Annotated in this window: 18 protein-coding genes and 1 riboswitch; of the genes, 14 read left to right on the top strand and 4 right to left on the bottom strand. The window is 64.5% G+C overall.

All coding sequences use genetic code 11. The features are described 5' to 3' along the window. Positions 1-9: 9 nt before the first annotated feature. Complete coding sequence (locus tag AC1DPX_RS09870; protein ID WP_019858762.1) at positions 10-1,209, top strand: MFS transporter; 1,200 nt, start codon at positions 10-12, stop codon at positions 1,207-1,209. Between the two features lie 3 nt (positions 1,210-1,212). Here the strand turns inward: AC1DPX_RS09870 and AC1DPX_RS09865 are convergent, their stop codons facing one another. After that, positions 1,213-2,382 carry an aromatic ring-hydroxylating oxygenase subunit alpha gene (locus tag AC1DPX_RS09865; protein ID WP_477236215.1) on the bottom strand — a complete coding sequence of 390 codons (1,170 nt, stop codon included), beginning with the start codon at positions 2,380-2,382 and terminating at the stop codon, positions 1,213-1,215. 131 nt (positions 2,383-2,513) lie between these two features. Then, positions 2,514-2,711: riboswitch (cobalamin riboswitch) on the top strand. Between the two features lie 33 nt (positions 2,712-2,744). Between AC1DPX_RS09865 and AC1DPX_RS09860 the strand changes: the two genes are divergently transcribed. From AC1DPX_RS09860 to cobO, 4 genes are read left to right on the top strand one after another with little or no spacing between them, the layout of a single operon-like run. After that, the gene (locus tag AC1DPX_RS09860; protein WP_027046966.1) at positions 2,745-2,924 is read left to right on the top strand and encodes a CbtB domain-containing protein; all 180 of its coding nucleotides are present in this window, start codon (positions 2,745-2,747) and stop codon (positions 2,922-2,924) included. 15 nt (positions 2,925-2,939) lie between these two features. Then, positions 2,940-3,758, top strand: a complete 819-nt coding sequence (locus AC1DPX_RS09855) for a CbtA family protein (RefSeq protein ID WP_477236213.1) — start codon at positions 2,940-2,942, stop codon at positions 3,756-3,758. Next, on the top strand, positions 3,751-4,266 hold the full coding sequence (gene cobU / locus AC1DPX_RS09850; RefSeq protein ID WP_477236211.1) for a bifunctional adenosylcobinamide kinase/adenosylcobinamide-phosphate guanylyltransferase: 516 nt from the start codon (positions 3,751-3,753) through the stop codon (positions 4,264-4,266). The genes AC1DPX_RS09855 and cobU overlap by 8 nt, the downstream gene beginning before the upstream one ends. Position 4,267: 1 nt before the next feature. Further along, positions 4,268-4,882 (top strand): cob(I)yrinic acid a,c-diamide adenosyltransferase, encoded by a 615-nt coding sequence (cobO, locus tag AC1DPX_RS09845; protein WP_477236209.1) that lies wholly within the window; start codon positions 4,268-4,270, stop codon positions 4,880-4,882. A gap of 122 nt (positions 4,883-5,004) precedes the next feature. On the opposite strand, the gene cbiB is transcribed toward cobO, so the two are convergent. Next, a complete protein-coding gene (cbiB, locus tag AC1DPX_RS09840) occupies positions 5,005-5,976 on the bottom strand; it encodes an adenosylcobinamide-phosphate synthase CbiB (RefSeq protein WP_477236207.1) in 972 nt (323 codons plus the stop codon). Here cbiB and cobD point away from each other — a divergent pair. Together cobD and AC1DPX_RS09830 are read left to right on the top strand one after the other, a co-directional pair. Further along, positions 5,975-7,021 (top strand): threonine-phosphate decarboxylase CobD, encoded by a 1,047-nt coding sequence (gene cobD / locus AC1DPX_RS09835; protein ID WP_477236205.1) that lies wholly within the window; start codon positions 5,975-5,977, stop codon positions 7,019-7,021. The two genes, cbiB and cobD, sit on opposite strands and share 2 nt — an antisense overlap. After that, the gene (locus AC1DPX_RS09830; protein WP_477236203.1) at positions 7,018-7,527 is read left to right on the top strand and encodes a tyrosine phosphatase family protein; all 510 of its coding nucleotides are present in this window, start codon (positions 7,018-7,020) and stop codon (positions 7,525-7,527) included. The genes cobD and AC1DPX_RS09830 overlap by 4 nt, the downstream gene beginning before the upstream one ends. On the opposite strand, the gene AC1DPX_RS09825 is transcribed toward AC1DPX_RS09830, so the two are convergent. Both AC1DPX_RS09825 and AC1DPX_RS09820 read right to left on the bottom strand, forming a co-directional pair. Next, positions 7,528-8,331, bottom strand: a complete 804-nt coding sequence (locus tag AC1DPX_RS09825) for a creatininase family protein (protein WP_477236201.1) — start codon at positions 8,329-8,331, stop codon at positions 7,528-7,530. Positions 8,332-8,385: 54 nt separating this feature from the next. After that, the gene (locus AC1DPX_RS09820; protein ID WP_183460504.1) at positions 8,386-8,769 is read right to left on the bottom strand and encodes a RidA family protein; all 384 of its coding nucleotides are present in this window, start codon (positions 8,767-8,769) and stop codon (positions 8,386-8,388) included. Between the two features lie 265 nt (positions 8,770-9,034). Here AC1DPX_RS09820 and AC1DPX_RS09815 point away from each other — a divergent pair, with 265 nt between their 5' ends. Genes AC1DPX_RS09815 through AC1DPX_RS09785 form a run of 7 tightly spaced genes read left to right on the top strand, consistent with a single transcriptional unit; the run spans position 9,035 to position 15,588 of the window. Next, positions 9,035-10,039 (top strand): ABC transporter substrate-binding protein, encoded by a 1,005-nt coding sequence (locus AC1DPX_RS09815; protein WP_199642407.1) that lies wholly within the window; start codon positions 9,035-9,037, stop codon positions 10,037-10,039. Between the two features lie 12 nt (positions 10,040-10,051). Continuing rightward, complete coding sequence (locus tag AC1DPX_RS09810) at positions 10,052-10,876, top strand: ABC transporter ATP-binding protein (RefSeq protein WP_202353925.1); 825 nt, start codon at positions 10,052-10,054, stop codon at positions 10,874-10,876. After that, the gene (locus AC1DPX_RS09805; RefSeq protein WP_477236199.1) at positions 10,863-11,711 is read left to right on the top strand and encodes an ABC transporter permease; all 849 of its coding nucleotides are present in this window, start codon (positions 10,863-10,865) and stop codon (positions 11,709-11,711) included. The genes AC1DPX_RS09810 and AC1DPX_RS09805 overlap by 14 nt, the downstream gene beginning before the upstream one ends. 4 nt (positions 11,712-11,715) lie before the next feature. Further along, entirely contained in the window at positions 11,716-13,017 is a 1,302-nt protein-coding gene (locus tag AC1DPX_RS09800; protein WP_477236198.1) for a cytosine deaminase, read from the top strand. Continuing rightward, positions 13,017-14,420, top strand: coding sequence for an FAD-binding oxidoreductase (locus AC1DPX_RS09795; protein ID WP_477237479.1), 1,404 nt, complete (start codon positions 13,017-13,019; stop codon positions 14,418-14,420). Before AC1DPX_RS09800 ends, AC1DPX_RS09795 begins: the two co-directional genes overlap by 1 nt. Beyond that, the gene (locus AC1DPX_RS09790) at positions 14,420-15,001 is read left to right on the top strand and encodes an NAD(P)H-dependent oxidoreductase (RefSeq protein ID WP_202353928.1); all 582 of its coding nucleotides are present in this window, start codon (positions 14,420-14,422) and stop codon (positions 14,999-15,001) included. The genes AC1DPX_RS09795 and AC1DPX_RS09790 overlap by 1 nt, the downstream gene beginning before the upstream one ends. Beyond that, positions 15,001-15,588 carry an NAD(P)H-dependent oxidoreductase gene (locus AC1DPX_RS09785; RefSeq protein WP_202353929.1) on the top strand — a complete coding sequence of 196 codons (588 nt, stop codon included), beginning with the start codon at positions 15,001-15,003 and terminating at the stop codon, positions 15,586-15,588. Before AC1DPX_RS09790 ends, AC1DPX_RS09785 begins: the two co-directional genes overlap by 1 nt. The last annotated feature ends 63 nt before the right edge of the window (positions 15,589-15,651 follow it).

Genomic DNA, 15,651 nt, shown 5'->3' with positions numbered 1-15,651 from the left:
GGGGAAGCAATGTCCACCCATGTGCGCCATCCGATCTGGCTCCCGGCCCTCAGGGCCGCGGATGCGCGTACCTTCGCCTCGCTCTACGCGGTCGAATCCTTTGCCCGCGCCACGGTGTCGAGCGTGATCCCGATCCAGGCATACGAGATCCTGCACAATGAGCAGATCGTCTCGATTCTCTACACCATCGTGGCGTTGCTCGGCCTGTCGGTGACCTTGTTCATGCCGATGCTGATCCGCCGCTTTGCCCGGCGCTGGGTCTACACGGCAGGCGCCTGCCTGCTCGCCATCGGCTCTCTGTTCTTCGTCACCCACACGCTGGCCGGACAACTGGCGGGCATGCTGTGCCGGGTGATGGGCGCCAGCGCGCTTTCGATCACGCTCAACCTCTACATCATGGACCACATCCGCAAGACCGATTTCATGCAGGCCGAATCGCTGCGCATGGCGTGGTCGATGCTGGCCTGGACCGGTGGGCCGACACTCGGCATCTTCCTCTACACGCGCTTCGGCATCTATGCCGCGCACGGTGCGGTGGCGGTGTTCGCGCTGGCGCTGTTGGCGCTGTTCTGGACCTATCGGCTGGGCGACAACCCGTCGATCCGGCCCGGCAAGACACGGCCGGCCAATCCGCTGGCCAATATCGGCCGCTTCGTCGCGCAGCCGAGATTGAGGCTCGCCTGGCTGATCGCCTTCGGCCGCTCGTGCTTCTGGACGACGTTCTTCGTCTACGGGCCGCTGTTCATGGTGATCACCGGCGAGGGCAAGCTCGCCGGCGGCCTGCTGGTCTCGGCCGGCAACGCGCTCTTGTTCATGGCGATCTTCTGGGGCAAGGCCGGAAAACGCTTTGGCGGCCGGCGTACCATGACATTTGCCTATTTCGCCATGTCGGCGATGCTCCTGGCGGCAGGCACGGTCGGCGAAACCGTGCCGCTGCTCACCGGCGCTTTCCTGCTGTGCGGCGCGTTCTTCACCATCGCGCTCGATGCGCTGGGGTCGACCGCCTTCATGCGTTCGGTGCGCTCCTATGAGCGGGCGCAGATGGCGGCGGTCTACCGCACCTATCTCGATTTTTCCGAACTGACGCCGCCGCTGGTCTATTCGGTGGTGCTGGCCTTCTTCGGACTGGGTTCGGTGTTCGTCACGCTCGGCCTGCTGGCGGCGGTTTGCGGTTTTGTCACCTGGCGGTATCTGCCGAAGTCTCTGTGAGGATCAGGCAGAAAGTGCAGCGTGGCGCTCGCGCACCCAGTTGTGGAAGCGGTGCAGCTCATACTCCTCGGGCATCAGTACGCCGGCGGCGTGGCGCATCGAGCGCAGGCCTCTCTGGTTGACCTCGCAGATCGCCGCGTCCTCTTCCAGCACATGTGAGCCAAAGGCGACGATGTTGTCGATGTCGGTCACGGCCAGCGCCTCGGGCGCGAACAGCCATTCCGCGACAAGCTCCGTCTGTTCGGGACCGAGCGGCACCAGGCGCACGGTCCTGACATAGTCGACATGACCGACGATGAACATCGACGGCAGGCTGGTGGCGTAGGTCTGGCCGGCGGCGCGTTCGGCTGGTGTCAGGCCTGAGAAGACCGGCCCATGCGTCTTGCCGTCACTCGACCATGTTTCGGCGCCGGCGCGCAGGCCGCCGGAAAATTCCGGCGCGTCATTGTCGGCGTGGCGTGTCCATTCGGGATCGTCGTGCCGGCTCATCAGGCCGCGGCCATAGATCGGCACCAGCCGCGACAGGTCCTTGTGCACGCCCGGACAATGCAGGCACTCGTTGAAGTTTTCCCAAAAAATCTTCCAGTTGCAGTGCATCACCTTGCGCAGCACATGGCCCGATAGCAGCGTTTCCAGCGGCCAGTTGCCGAGATCGCCGGAGGCCGGGTCGAAGGAGGCCTGCGCGGAGCCCGCCGCATCCTCCTGCAGATTGACGAAGACGAAGCCGCGCCACACTGAGAGCGCGACGCGATAGAGCGGATGGTCGGCCTTGTCGAAGCCGTCCGGCAGCGATTTTGAAGGCACGCGTACGAGGTCGCCGCGCAGCGAATAGGACCAGGCATGGTAGGGGCACGTGATCAGCCGCGCCTTCAGCCGGCCTTCGCTCTCCTGGCAAAGCTGCGAGCCGCGATGCCGGCAGGTGTTGTGGAAGGCACGCAGTTCGCCGGTGTCGTCGCGCAGCACGATGATGTCCTGCGTGCCGATGCGGAATCGGCGGAAGGCCAGCGGCTCTGCCAAATCGGCCTCGCGGCAGACGAGCAGCCAGTTTTTGTACCAGATGGCGTCGAGGTCGCGCTGGTAAGCCGCTTCATCCCAATAGGCCGACGAGGGCAGGGTCGATTCGACCCGGGTCAGGCCATTGTAAGGGGCGCGCTCGCTGGCAGTGGGCTGCATGGCTGGCTTCCTGTGAAGCGATCAGCCGACACCCGGCCAGGAGAATTGTCAATTGTCGTGCCTGGAGACGGCATGGCGCAATCGCGCTGGTTGTCGGCGGAATTTGGTTTGCCGCGTGTCGCGATTTTCCCTATAGTCATGCAGTCGTCGGTTCCGTTTTGGAGCCAAGAGGGAATGCGGTGCGGGCGAAGTTCTTGCCCAATGCCGTGGCTGCCCCCGCAACTGTGTGCGGTAGTCCTCTCCATATGCCACTGAAGATTCGTCTTCGGGAAGGTGGGGAAGGGCGCTGATCCGCGAGCCAGGAGACCTGCCGACGACGGCAAAACTGACAGGCCCTCGGGTGGAGGGTGAAAGGACAAGATATGAATACCGCTTCCGTCTCCCTCGGCGCCTCCGTCTCCTCGCAGTCGCGCTTCATGCAGCTGGCGCTTGCCGCGCTGCTCGGCACGTTCATCATCGGCTTTGTCGGCTTCTCGCATATCGAAGCGGTCCACAATGCCGGTCATGACAACCGGCATTCGATGGCGTTCCCCTGCCACTGACGAGGATCTGACATCATGAATCTGTTTCGCAACGTCGTGTTCATCGCGGCGATCGCAGGGCTTGTGGCCGGCGTCGTCCTCGCCTGCATGCAGGCCTATGCCACCGTGCCGCTGATCCTCAAGGCGGAAGTCTACGAACAGGCCGAAGGCGGCCACAGCCATGACCATGCCGCCGCGCCCGCGGCGCCGGCCAATGCTGCCAGCGGCAACGCCATGAGTTCCGCCGCACCGGCGGCATCGAACGCCATGAGCGCCGCCACCCCGGCTTCGGCCGCAGCCGCCGCTCCGGCCGAAGACGAGGGCTGGGCGCCGGCCGACGGCTTCGAGCGCTTCGCCTTCAACGTGATGTCCAATGTCGTCACCGGCATCGGCTTCGCGCTGATCCTGGTCGCGGTGTCGGAATTCGCCGGCGGCATCGGCAATTGGCGCCAGGGCGTGTTCTGGGGCCTGGCCGGCTTTGCCATCTTCACTTTGGCGCCAGGTCTCGGCCTGCCGCCGGAACTGCCGGCCATGCCGGCGGCGGACCTCACGCAGCGCCAGATCTGGTGGGTGGCGACCGTGATTGCAACCGCTATCGGGCTCGGCCTGATCGCGTTCCGCAAGTCGCTGCCTCTGGCCATCCTAGCCGTGGCGCTGATCGTTGCTCCGCACATTGTCGGCGCGCCGCAGCCCGACAGCTTCGAGACGCCGATCCCGGAAGGCCTGCATCACCAGTTCGTGGTGGCGGTGACGCTGACCAATCTGGTGTTCTGGCTGGTGCTCGGCGCCGTCGTCGGCGTGGTGCGCGGACGCTTCACCGGCACCGCGACCAGCCTGCGCGACAGCTTTGCCTGATCGCAACGAACTGACCTTCATCATCGGCGGTGCGCGCTCCGGCAAGAGCGCGCATGCCGAAACCCTGGCGACGGCCTTGCCCGCGCCATGGACCTATATCGCGACAGCCCAGGCCTATGATGACGAGATGCGCGAGCGCATCGCGCTGCACCGCTCGCGGCGCGGCGAGGGCTGGACGACAGTCGACGCACCGCTCGATCTTGCCGCCGCGCTCGAGGCCTTGCCCGACAACCAGCCGGTACTGGTCGACTGCCTGACGCTGTGGCTGACCAATCACATGCTCGCCGATCACGACATCGGCGCCGAGTGCCGGCGGCTGGCGGATGTGCTGTCGCGGCCGCGCGGACCCTGGTTCGTGGTCTCCAACGAAGTCGGGCAAGGCATCGTGCCCGACAATGCCCTGGCGCGCCGTTTTCGCGACGACGCCGGCCGGCTCAACCAGCAGGTCGCGGCGGTCGCCAACACGGTGCTGCTGATGGTGGCGGGGCTGCCGCTCAAGGTGAAGTGACATGACCGACATCGACAATAAGGACGAAGAGCGCCATCGCGCCAAGATGGCCAAGCGCAAGGCCGTGCAGGATGCCGAGGTGGCGGCCAAGACGATCGAAAAGGGGTTGTTGATCGTTAACACCGGTCCGGGCAAGGGCAAGACCACGGCCGCCTTCGGCCTGGCGCTGCGGATGCTCGGCTACGGCAAACGCGTCGGCGTCGTGCAGTTCATCAAGGGCAAGTGGCACACCGGCGAGAAGGATGCGTTTTCCGCCTTCGGCGACCGTGTCGTCTGGCACGCGATGGGCGAAGGCTTCACCTGGGAGACGCAGGACCTGAAGCGAGACATTGCTGCGGCCGAGGCCGCCTGGGCCAAGGCGCTGGAGTTGATCGCCGATCCCTCGATCAGCCTTGTCGTGCTCGATGAACTCAACATCGCGCTACGCTACGATTATCTCGATCTCGACAAGGTGGTTGCCGAGCTGAAGGCGCGCCGCGAGGGACTGCATGTCGTCGTCACCGGCCGCAACGCCAAGCCGGCGTTGGTCGAAGCGGCGGACCTGGTTACCGAAATGGGCGTGACCAAGCACCACTTTTCAGCAGGCGTGAAGGCGCAGCAGGGGATAGAGTTTTGAGCCTTTTACCCTCCCCCTTGTGGGGAGGGTCGATCCGCGAAGCGGAGCGGGGTGGGGGCCTTGGCGCCGCACCCCCACCCCGGCGCTACGCGCCGACCCTCCCCACAAGGGGGAGGGTGAGGTCACGCCAGGATGACGACGACCGAAACCAGTCCAAACAGCGCGATCAGCAGATAGTCGGCAACGCGGTAGAGTTTCAGCGCCCGCCGGATGTCGCCGCTGTCCACGTCGCGGCGGCCGCCTTCGCCCATGAAGACGTCGTCGACCATGATGCCGCCATAGCTGCGCGGCCCGGCCAGCGCCAGGCCAAGCGCGCCCGCCATGGCCGCTTCCGGCCAGCCAGCATTGGGTGAGCGGTGCTTTTTCGCATCGCGCCACACCGCCTGCCAGGCGCTGGCGGGATCGGCACCCTTGACCAGGAAAGACGCCAGCACGATCAGCAGCGCCGTCAGCCGCGACGCCGGCAGATTGATCCAGTCGTCGAAGCGCGCCGCCGCCCAGCCGAAAGCCTCGTGGCGTGGTGTGCGGTGGCCGATCATCGAATCGGCGGTGTTGGCGGCCTTGTAGGCGGCGCCGCCGGCCAGCCCGCCGAGACCGGTCCAGAAGGCGGGCGCGACGATGCCGTCGGAAAAATTCTCAGCCAGGCTCTCGATCGCCGCGCGGCAGACGGCGGCGCGGTCGAGCGCTTCGGGATCGCGGCCGACGATGCGCGAGACGGCGACACGACCCATGGCGAGGCCGCCCGAATCGAGCGCGTCAGCCACGGCCTCGACATGTTCGTAGAGGCTCTTTTGCGACAGAAACGATGTTGCCAGAAGGACGGCGATGAAGAATCCCAGGGGAACGAACCAGAGCAGGACAAGCTGCACGCCGAGGCCGATCACCGCCGGAACCAGCACGATGACCAGCAGCGCCTGGACGCCACGTTGGCGACGCAACGCGTCGGGATCAGTGGCGCGGTTGAGCCTCAAGTCGAGAAAGGATATCAGCCTGCCGAACCACGTCACCGGATGGCCGATGGCGCGGAAGAGCCAGTCCGGGTAACCCAGGACGAATTCGACGGCCAGTGACAGGAAAGCGATCAGGACTGACATGAAGCTTCTTGAAGGAGCGGTGGACCATGGTGGAAGTCTTGGCCGGGCGAGGGCGCTTTTCCCCAACGCCCCTCAGCCTTTCGTCGACCTTTCGACCGGTATCAACCCGCACTCCTACCCGCTTTTCGACCTGCCCGCCACCTCGCTGTGGCGATTGCCGGAAGCCGCGCGGGCGCGCGAGCTGACGGAGATCGCCGCCAGCACCTATGGCGCGCCATCGCCGGCCAATGTGGTCGCGGCGCCCGGCACGCAGATCCTACTGCCGCGCGTGGCGTCTCTGGTCGGACCCGGCAAGGCATTGGTGCTGGGACCGACCTATGCCGAACATGCGCGCGCAGCGGCGATCGCCGGGCATGAGGTCACCGAAGTCAGCGATTTTGCCAAGCTGGCGCAGGCCGACCTTGCCATCATCGTCAACCCGAACAACCCGGATGGGCGCGTCATCGAGCGCGACCGGTTGCTGGCGCTGGCCGCCGGGCTGCGCGCCAGAGGCGGGCTGCTGGTCGTCGACGAGGCCTTCATGGATGTCGGCCCGCGCGAGCACAGCCTCGCCGGCGACGTCAATCGAGGCGGGCTCGTCGTGCTGCGCTCGTTCGGCAAGTTCTTTGGGCTGGCCGGACTACGGCTTGGCTTCGCGCTTACCGATGTAGCAGCGGTTGGCCGGCTGGAGACGCAATTCGGGCCATGGGCGGTCGCCGGCCCGGCGCTGGAATACGGCATTCGCGCGATTGCCGATATTGGCTGGCAGGACGCGATGCGGGCATCGCTTGCCGAGGCATCCGCTCGGCTGGACGCATTGTTCGGCCGTTTCGGCGCGCCTGTCGCGGGCGGCACCACATTGTTCCGTTATCTCGGCCTACCGGATGCCGCCGGCCTGTTTTCCGCGCTTGGCGAGAGGGGCATTCTGCTTCGCCACTTCAACGACTGGCCGTTTGTCTTGCGGGCCGGCCTGCCGGGGAGTGAGGAGGAGTGGCAGCGGCTCGAATCGGCTCTTGCCGATTGGGCGACGCGGCGCGAGGATCGTAAAAAGGGTTCAAAACAATGATCCATGTCTGCTCGCTGGCGAAGGTCGAGGAAACGGTGGCCAGGACCGGCGCCGATCGCATGCTGTCGCTGCTCTCAGTCGGAACCGAGTTGACGCGTCCGGTCTCGATAGCGAGGGAAAACCATCTGCATCTCGTCATGCACGACATCGCGGTGGCGCAGGACGGCATGACCATGCCTGGCGAGGAGCATGTCCGCGAGGTGCTCGATTTCGCGCGCCGCTGGGATCGGGCCAAGCCCATGGTCGTGCATTGCTATGCCGGCATCAGCCGTTCGACTGCCTCGGCCTACATCATCGCCGCCGCATTGGCGCCAAAACGCGACGAGGCCGAACTGGCCCGGACGTTGCGGGCGCTGTCACCTTCGGCGACACCCAATCCGCGGCTGATTGCCGTGGCGGACGCGCTGCTGGATCGCAATGGCCGCATGATCGAGGCGATCCAGTCGATCGGGCGCGGGGCGGATGCGTTTGAGGGCACGCCGTTCGAGCTTGATATAGACGGTTAGTTACTTCAGCCAGTCGGCGAGCTTCGCCTTACGCACATCCCTGACCAGGCTGATGAAACCGTCGGCCTGATGTTCTGCCGTCAGCCTACCTTTTTCCGATGTCGCGATGCCGGCGTCGCCGACCACGCCATTGGGGTTGAGATCACTGGCGATCCAGGCAAAGGCGTGGGTGCCGGTGTGGCGCAGCAGCGAAAATTCCTTTTCGGCCCTGGCGACGTTGGAAACGAAATTGTCGGCCTTTCCCATGTCGACGAGGTCCGGCCGGAAATGCAGCATCAGCGAGGTCTCGACATCGCCGCCATGGATGCCGTGGCGGTCCTCGAGGTCGGTGTACATGCCGGCCGGGCGGCCAAAGCGCTGCCAGCTCGTCTTCACCGCCAGCATCTTTTCGCGCACGCGCAATTCGCGCGTGATGATGCCCATGATCTCTTCATTGCCGCCATGCGAGTTGACGACGATGAGTTTGCGCACGCCGGCGCGCGCGATCGACACGCCAAGTTCGGTCCAGGCTTCGACCAGCGTCGTTGCCGGCAGAGTGAGGGTGCCCGGCGCATGCAGATGTTCGTTTGATTTGCCCACCGCCTGGACCGGCAGGATGCGGATGTCGAGATCGTCCGGCAGGCGCGAAATGACCGTGTCGAGCATGCCGTTCATGATCGAGGTGTCGGTCGAGACAGGCAGATGCGGCCCATGCTGTTCGATAGCCGCCACCGGCAGAACGGCGATCGTCGCCTCGGGATCGATCGAGGCGTATTCGGTGGTCCGGTAGTCACCCCACCAGACGCGTCTTTTGGCTGCGGTCATATCATGCCTCTTCGATGATCGATGAGACCTAGCGCGGGACAGGCGTTCTGTCGATCACCCGGCCGCGATGGCTTCGACTTCGACTTTGAATTCGGGCCGGGCAAAGCCGGAAACGATCATCAGCGTCGAGGCCGGCGCCGGGCTCGAAAACAGCCGGTCGCGGACATCCATATAGGGCCGCAGATGCGCGCGGTCGGTGACATAGGCGTTGATGCGAACGATGTCTCCGAGCCCCAGTCCCGCCTCTGCGAGAATCGCCTCGATGTTGCGGAAGCAGAGTTCGGCCTGTGCGCCGGCGTCCTCGGGAATCTGGTCGTCCGCCGTGATCGCGACCTGGCCCGAACACAGCACCAGCCGCTTGCCCGCCGGCACTTCGACGCCGTGGCTGTAGCGGGCAAAGGGCGGCTTGATCGACTTCGGGGTAAGGAATCTGAACATGGCAATCTCCTGGATGCCGTCAGCCTAAGGCCGTATTCACTACAGCTTCAAGATGGCTTGGGATGTCGCCGGTGCGATTGTGGACAGGCGTTCAAAAAATAGGCACGATGCCTTCGGTGCAGCACGACCTTTCCGGCTTTCGCAGATGGCTGTGGTGCAGGCGGGCGGGTTCCGGCGCGAGACGCCGGTGGCATGTGTCTTGCTTCTTGAATCTTTGGTGTCGAGCCTGGCGCGTGGCGCCGGAGCAAACAGAGGGTGGTTGTCGATGTACGCAAAACAGAAGATCTCGGTAGCGGCGGTGGCCCTGCTGGCGGCCAGCACGCTGGGCGCCGCGGCGAATGAAAAAGTCACCTTCGGCACCAACTGGCTGGCCGAGCCGGAACATGGGGGTTACTACCAGGCCGTGGCGGACGGCACCTACGCCGCCTGCGGCCTCGACGTCACCATCATGCAGGGCGGCCCGCAGGTCAGCGGCCGGCCGATGCTTTTGGCCGGCAAGATCGATTTCTACATGGGTGGCAATCTGCTGTCGGCTTTCGATGCCGTCCAGCAAGGCATTCCGATGCGCGTGGTGGCGGCCGATTTCCAGAAGGACCCGCAGGTGATCATGTCCCATCCCGGCGAGGGGCTGGACAAATGGGAGGATTTGAAGAACGCCGACCAGTACATCCTTGGCGACGAAGGCGTGCAGACCTTCTTCCAGTGGATGGTCACCGCACTCGGCTTCGACGCCGCCAAGCGCGCGCCCTACACCTACAACACCGCTCCGTTCCTCGCCAACAAGAAGTCGATCCAGCAGGGCTACGTCACCTCCGAGCCGTTCGCGGTGAAGAAGGAGGGCGGCTTCGTGCCGAACCAGTTCCTGCTCGCCGATTATGGCTGGGACACCTACTCGACGACGATCGAGGTGATGCAGGACACGATCGACAAGAAGCCGGAGGTGGTCCAGTGCTTCGTCGATGGCTCGGCCAAGGGCTGGTACAAGTACCTCTACGGCGACAACAAGGCCGCCAACGACATGATCAAGAAAGACAATCCCGACATGAGCGACGAGCAGATCGCTTTCTCGATCGAGCAGATGAAGAAGTTCGGCCTCGCCGATTCCGGCGACACCGAGAAGCTCGGCATCGGCGCTATGACCGACGCGCGCATCAAGAGTTTCTACGACAAGATGGTCAAGGCCAAAGTCACGCCGGAAGGCATCGACATTTCGAAGGCCTACACGCTGGCCTTCGTCAACAAGGGCGTCGGGCTTGACCTGAAGAAATAGGTCGGCCTGGGCATGATAGGGGAAAAGGTGGCGCGAGCGCCGGCATCGGACGTCGCTCCGACCTTGCTGGCGCTGCGCGGCGTCGGTAAGGTGTTTTCCAACGGCGTGACGGCGCTGAGCGATGTCGACCTGACGATCCGGGAAGGCGATTTCCTCAGCCTGCTCGGGCCGTCCGGATGCGGCAAGTCGACGGCGCTGCGGCTGATCGCCGGCCTGTCGACGCCGACTTCCGGCGTGCTCGACTGGCGCGGCGGCGGCTCGCTCGACCGTGCCAATATCGGCTTCGTCTTCCAGGAGCCGACGCTGCTGCCCTGGGCCAGCGTCTTCGACAATGTCTGGCTGCCGCTCAGGCTGAAGGGCATTTCCCGCGCCAAGGCGGCGCCTGCGATCAGAGAGATGCTGGCGCGGGTGCACCTGACCGGCTTCGAGGATGCCGTACCGCGCGAACTGTCGGGCGGCATGAAGATGCGCGTCTCGATTGCGCGCGCCATGGTGACCAAGCCGCGCGTGCTGTTGATGGACGAGCCGTTCGCGGCACTCGACGAGATCACCCGCTTCAAGCTCAACAACGATCTGCTGGAGCTTTGGCAGGACGAACGCTTCACCGTCGTCTTCGTCACCCACAGCGTTTTCGAAAGCGTGTTTCTGTCCAACCGGGTCGTCGTCATGGCGGCACGGCCGGGCAGGGTGTTCGACGAACTCGCCATCGAGGCCCCCTATCCGCGCGACGAGGCGTTTCGCACCTCGCCCGACTATGCAGCCCTTTGCCGCCAGGCTTCCGACGTGCTGGTCAATGCCATCAATTCAACAGCGGGCTCGCATCATGACGGTCATTGACGGCACGTTGAAACTCGACCCCGAGGAAGCGCGCCGTGTGCGCCAGGAGCGGTTCGAGCGTATCGGCCGCTGGGTGCTGCCGCTGGCGATCATGGTCCTGGCGATCTGGCTGTGGGATCGCATCTGCGTGTGGAACGAGATCCCGCAATATATCCTGCCGCGCCCCGGCGTGGTGCTGCAGACGCTCTACAACGATGCCGGCCTTTTGTTCTCCTCGCTGCTGGTCACCTTGCGCATCACCTTTCTCAGTCTGGCCTTGGCGGTCATCGGCGGCGTCGGCCTGTCGGTGCTGTTTGCGCAATCGAAATGGGTGGAGATGTCGTTCTTCCCGTTCGCCATCGTGCTGCAGGTGACGCCGATCGTGGCGATCTTTCCGCTGATCAACATCTATGTGAACAACCAGACGACCAAGCTCCTGCTCTGCGCCTGGATCGTCGCCTTCTTCCCGATCCTGTCCAACACCACGCTTGGCCTGAATTCGGTCGACCGCAATCTGCGCGACCTGTTCAAGCTCAATGGCGCGACTCGCTGGCAGCAACTGCGGTATTTGCGGCTGCCGGCGGCGATGCCGTATTTCCTCGGCGGGTTGAAGATCGCCGGCGGCCTGTCGCTGATCGGCGCCGTGGTGGCCGAGTTCGTCGCCGGCGCCACCGGCCAGTCGTCGGGGCTTGCCTCGCGCATCATCGAGGCCGGCTACCGGCTCAATGCGCCAAGGCTGTTCGCGGCGCTGTTCCTGATTTCGCTGACCGGCATCCTGATCTTCCTCGTGCTGTCGCTGATCTCGCATCTCATTTTGCGGCGCTGGCACGAAAGCGCGCTGAAGCAGGAGCGGTAGCGCCGTGATTCCGGACTCAGCCTCATACCAACTCGCCAACGCCCGCGTTCATCGATCGCTGACGCCGGGTCTTGCCGCTGCTTACGACAATGACGGTTTCACGCTGGCCGACATTGCCATTGCCGACGGCAAGATCTCCCGCATGGCCCCGCATGGCAAATCGAAAGCGCCGACGGAGGCTATCGACCTCGCCGGTCGTATCGTGCTGCCGTGCTTCGTCGACTGCCATACCCATATCGACAAGGGCCATATCTGGCCGCGAAAGCCCAATCCCGACGGCACCTTCATGGGCGCGCTCAATGCCGCGGGTGCCGACCGCGTCGCGCGCTGGAGCGCCGAGGACCTGGCCAAACGCATGGATTTCTCGCTGCGCTCGGCCTATGCGCATGGCACCAGGGCGCTGCGCACCCATCTCGACAGCGTCGCGCCGCAGGAGGAAATCTCCTGGCCGGTGTTCGAGACGATGCGCGAAGCCTGGCGCGGCCGCATCGAATTGCAGGGCGCCTGCCTGCTCGGCATCGAGGGCGTGCGCGACAAGAAATGGTTCGACAGGCTGGCGAGACGAGTCGCCGCCGCCAAGGGCGTGCTCGGCGTCGTCACCTATATGGTGCCGGATCTGGAAGAGCTGCTCGACCACGTCTTCGCCCAGGCGATCAAGCATGGGCTCGACCTTGATTTCCATGCCGATGAGACCGACGACATTGCCGCGATCTCGCTGAAGAAGATCGCGGAGGCGGCCCTATGGAGCGGCTTCGAGGGCAAGATCCTCGTCGGCCATTGCTGCTCGCTGGCGCGGCAGCCTGATCTCGAGGTGCTGGACACGCTGGACAAGGTGGCGAAGGCTGGGCTGGCGGTGGTGTCGCTGCCGATGTGCAATCTCTATCTGCAGGATCGGCGCGGGAACCAGACCACGCCGCGCTGGCGCGGCGTGACGCTGCTGCACGAGATGAAGGCGAGGGGCATTCCGGTCGCGGTGGCCTCCGACAACACGCGTGACCCCTTCTATGCCTATGGCGATCTCGACATGCTGGAGGTCTACCGCATGGCGACGCGCATCCTGCATTTCGATCATCCCGTCGCCGACTGGCCACAAGCGGTCACTGCCACGCCGGCCAAGGTGATGCGGCTCGATGGTTCCGGCACGCTTGCCGCCGGCGGCGATGCCGATTTCATCCTGTTCAAAGGTCGAAACTGGACGGAATTGCTGTCGCGGCCCGAATCGGATCGCATCGTCGTGCGCGGCGGCCGCGCGATCGAGCGGCAATTGCCCGACTATGCCGAACTCGACGAACTGATGGTGGAATGATGGATGTTTCGGCGCTCAAACGCGATCTCGAGGGGATAAAGCTCGACGACAATCCGGCCATCGTCCAGCAGAAGAGCCGCGACTTCTACTGGTACAGCCCGGTGCTGAAACAGCAGCTCGACCATGTCACCGGCGACCTGATCGTGACGCCGAAGACCGAAGCCGAGCTGATCCGCGTGCTGGCCGCCTGTCACCGGCACGGCGTGCCAGTGACGCCGCGCGGCAGCGGCACCGGTAATTACGGTCAGGCGATGCCGTTGTCGGGCGGCGTGGTGCTCAACCTCGCCGAAATGAACGAGATCAAATCGATCGCACCTGGGCGCGTGGTGACCGGGCCGGGCGCGGTGCTGGCCGATATCGACAAGGCGACACGCGCGCATTCCGGGCAGGAACTGCGGCTGTCGCCGTCGACCTACAACACCGCCTCGATCGGCGGCTTCATCGCGGGCGGGTCGGGCGGCGTCGGCTCGATCAATTTCGGCGGCCTGCGCGATTTCGGCAATGTACTGCGCCTGCGCGTGGTGACCATGGAGGCCGAGCCGAAAGTGCTCGAACTCACCGGCGAGGATCTGCACAAGGTGACGCACGCCTACGGCACCAACGGCATCATCACGGAAGTCGAGATGCCGCTGACCGCGGCCTATGAATGGGTCGATGTCATCGTCGGCTTCGATGCCTTCATGGACGCTGCGCGCTACGGCAACGCGTTGGCCTGCCAGGACGGCATCCTTGCCAAGCTGATCACGCCGATCGCCGCACCGGTGCCACAGCTCTATTTCAAGCGGCACCAGAAGTTTTTCAGGGAAGGGCAAAGCATCTGCGTCGTCATGGTGGCGCAGCATGGGCTGGATGCGTTCCTCGCCTTCACCCGGCGCGCCGGCGGCGAGGTGATCTTCAACGCCGCCACCGCGACGGCGGAGGAGAAAAAGGGCCTGCCGCCGGCCTATGAGCTGGCCTGGAACCATACGACGCTAAGGGCATTGCGCGTCGATCCCGACATCACCTATCTGCAGTCGCTCTATCCCTTTCCCAACCAGCTGGCGCTGGTCGAGAAGATGGATGCGATGTTCCCCGGCGAAGTCTTCTCGCATCTCGAATTCGTGCGGCTGGACGGCAACATCACCTGCTTTGGCCTGCCCTTGGTGAAGTTCACCACCGAGGCACGTTTGGATGAGATCGTGCGGCTGCACGAGGACAATGGCTGTCCGATCTTCAACCCGCACCGCTACACGCTGGAGGAGGGCGGCATGAAGCAGACCGATGCCGTGCAACTCGCCTTCAAGCGCGAGACCGATCCGCAGGGCCTGCTCAATCCCGGCAAGATGATCGCTTGGGAAAACCCGGACTATGACTATCGTTCCGGACGGACTTTTCTGTTCAAGGGACTGCAAAAGGCAGGCTGATGAACATCCTCGTCCTCTACGCGCACCCGGTCGAGACCAGCTTCAATGCCGGCCTGCACCGGTTGATCGTCGAGCGGCTGACGGCGGCGGGCCATGCGGTCGACGATTGCGACCTCTACGCCGAGGATTTCGACCCGCGGCTGATGCGCCAGGAGAGGCTGGATTATCACAGCCCGCGCGGTTCCGCCGACCCGGCGGCGCCCTATGTCGAGCGCCTGCTGCGTGCCGAGGCGCTGGTGCTTTCCTATCCGGTCTGGAATTACGGCTTTCCCGCGATCCTGAAAGGCTTCTTCGACCGCGTCTTCCTGCCCGGCGTGTCGTTCAGGCTGGTCGACGGCAAGGTGCAGCCGTCGCTGCACAACATCAGGAAGGTGGCGGCTGTCACCACTTATGGCGGGAGCCGGTTCCGCGCCATGGTGATGGGTGATCCGCCACGCAGGCTGATCAAGCGCATGCTGCGCGCCACCGTAAAGCCGGGCGCGCCGGTGACTTATCTCGCGCATTACGCAATGAACCTGTCGACCGACCAGACGCGAAAGTCCTTCATGACGAAGGTCGCGGCGAGCATGGATGCATTCTGATGCGTGTCCTCGTGGTCTATTGCCATCCGGTGCCGGAAAGCTTTTGCGCCGCCATCCGCGACACCGCCCTGGATGTGCTCAAGGCAAGGGGCTGGGAGGTGCGGCTGCTCGACCTCTATGCCGAGAAATTCGACCCGGTGATGGGCTGCGACGAGCGGCGCACTTACAACAATCAGGCGCCGCAGGACCCGGCGCTGAAGCCGCATTTCGAACTGCTCGCCTGGGCCGAGGCGATCCTGTTCGTCTATCCGACCTGGTGGTACGGGCTGCCGGCGATGCTGAAAGGCTGGCTCGACCGGGTGTGGGCGACCGATGTCGCCTTCAAGCTGCCTGTGGGCAAGGGGCGGATCACGTCGCTGATGACGCATGTCACCAAGGTCGGCGTCATCACCACCTGCGGCGCGCCGACTTGGTGGAGCGTCGTCGTCGGCCAGCCCGGACGCAAGACCTTGCTGCGCGGCATGCGGGCGCTGTGCGCGAGACGCTGCAAGACGTTCTTCCTGGCGCACTATCTGATGGACGCCTCGACGCCCAAGACGCGGGCGGCGTTTCTGGCGAAGGTGCGGACGAAGCTGGAAAGGTTTTAGGGGATGCGCGACTCTCCCTTCTCCCCTTGTGGGAGAAGGTGGCCTCGCGAAGCGAGGTCGGAT

It is taken from the genome of Mesorhizobium sp. 01N446 (assembly GCF_056399285.1).
Note: the sequence above shows the minus strand (reverse complement) of the source record. Positions and strands in the feature narration are given on the sequence as shown.

What these genes read in the sequence shown, in the direction of transcription:
- AC1DPX_RS09870 (WP_019858762.1), top strand. Translation starts at nt 10, where the DNA reads ATGTCCACCCATGTGCGCCATCCGATCTGGCTCCCGGCCCTCAGGGCC.
- AC1DPX_RS09865 (WP_477236215.1), bottom strand. Translation starts at nt 2,382, where the DNA reads ATGCAGCCCACTGCCAGCGAGCGCGCCCCTTACAATGGCCTGACCCGG.
- AC1DPX_RS09860 (WP_027046966.1), top strand. Translation starts at nt 2,745, where the DNA reads ATGAATACCGCTTCCGTCTCCCTCGGCGCCTCCGTCTCCTCGCAGTCG.
- AC1DPX_RS09855 (WP_477236213.1), top strand. Translation starts at nt 2,940, where the DNA reads ATGAATCTGTTTCGCAACGTCGTGTTCATCGCGGCGATCGCAGGGCTT.
- cobO (WP_477236209.1), top strand. Translation starts at nt 4,268, where the DNA reads ATGACCGACATCGACAATAAGGACGAAGAGCGCCATCGCGCCAAGATG.
- cobD (WP_477236205.1), top strand. Translation starts at nt 5,975, where the DNA reads ATGAAGCTTCTTGAAGGAGCGGTGGACCATGGTGGAAGTCTTGGCCGG.
- cbiB (WP_477236207.1), bottom strand. Translation starts at nt 5,976, where the DNA reads ATGTCAGTCCTGATCGCTTTCCTGTCACTGGCCGTCGAATTCGTCCTG.
- AC1DPX_RS09830 (WP_477236203.1), top strand. Translation starts at nt 7,018, where the DNA reads ATGATCCATGTCTGCTCGCTGGCGAAGGTCGAGGAAACGGTGGCCAGG.
- AC1DPX_RS09825 (WP_477236201.1), bottom strand. Translation starts at nt 8,331, where the DNA reads ATGACCGCAGCCAAAAGACGCGTCTGGTGGGGTGACTACCGGACCACC.
- AC1DPX_RS09820 (WP_183460504.1), bottom strand. Translation starts at nt 8,769, where the DNA reads ATGTTCAGATTCCTTACCCCGAAGTCGATCAAGCCGCCCTTTGCCCGC.
- AC1DPX_RS09815 (WP_199642407.1), top strand. Translation starts at nt 9,035, where the DNA reads ATGTACGCAAAACAGAAGATCTCGGTAGCGGCGGTGGCCCTGCTGGCG.
- AC1DPX_RS09810 (WP_202353925.1), top strand. Translation starts at nt 10,052, where the DNA reads ATGATAGGGGAAAAGGTGGCGCGAGCGCCGGCATCGGACGTCGCTCCG.
- AC1DPX_RS09805 (WP_477236199.1), top strand. Translation starts at nt 10,863, where the DNA reads ATGACGGTCATTGACGGCACGTTGAAACTCGACCCCGAGGAAGCGCGC.
- AC1DPX_RS09795 (WP_477237479.1), top strand. Translation starts at nt 13,017, where the DNA reads ATGGATGTTTCGGCGCTCAAACGCGATCTCGAGGGGATAAAGCTCGAC.
- AC1DPX_RS09790 (WP_202353928.1), top strand. Translation starts at nt 14,420, where the DNA reads ATGAACATCCTCGTCCTCTACGCGCACCCGGTCGAGACCAGCTTCAAT.
- AC1DPX_RS09785 (WP_202353929.1), top strand. Translation starts at nt 15,001, where the DNA reads ATGCGTGTCCTCGTGGTCTATTGCCATCCGGTGCCGGAAAGCTTTTGC.